This window comes from Corallococcus praedator, assembly GCF_003612125.1.
Lineage (GTDB): Bacteria > Myxococcota > Myxococcia > Myxococcales > Myxococcaceae > Corallococcus > Corallococcus praedator.
This window is the reverse complement of sequence record NZ_RAWI01000863.1, coordinates 1-527: the sequence shown is the minus strand read 5'-3', so window position 1 is coordinate 527 and position 527 is coordinate 1. Positions and strand designations below refer to the sequence as shown.

Sequence of the window (527 nt, the reverse complement as noted above, 5' to 3'; positions counted from 1 at the left end):
GCGACGGGAATTATTGACGCAACTGGTGCAGGCGGGCAGTTCTCCCAAGCTGATTCAGTTGATTCGCGAGATGCAAGATTACGACCTGTATGATGTGCTGGGGCAGTTGGGCTACAGGCTCACGCCCCAAACGCGCACGATTCGCTTTGCCGAGTTTGCTAGGCAGCAGGCAGACTGGTTGCAGGGAATGCCACCGCAAACGGCGCGGACGGTGCAGGCGATCGCTCAGCAGTTTGTTTTGTCGGGCACGGACGGGCTAGAAGATGCGCGGCTATTTCAAGTCCCGGAAATTGTGCGATCGGGTGGTTTGAGTGCGCTGAAGCTGCTGGGCAAGCCCGCCAGTGTGCTGCAAGAAACGAAGGTAAGATTGTTCTCAGCGTAGGGGAAAGACCGCATTATGCAAGTCACTGTTGAAATTCCTGATGACCTCGCCCAGCAGTTAGGATCGCTGCAAGACAAGCTGCCGGAAATTTTGGCGCTGGGCTTGCGAGAAGTGACGGCAGATCCTGAAACTGGACTGTCGGGGC

The 527-nt window shown here is 56.5% G+C and carries 1 protein-coding gene; it reads left to right on the top strand.

Annotated elements, in window-relative coordinates; genetic code table 11:
• Positions 1–382 (top strand): hypothetical protein (locus D7Y13_RS46270; RefSeq protein ID WP_208734579.1); only part of this gene is annotated, 382 nt, incomplete at its 5' end.
• Positions 383–527: the final 145 nt, after the last annotated feature.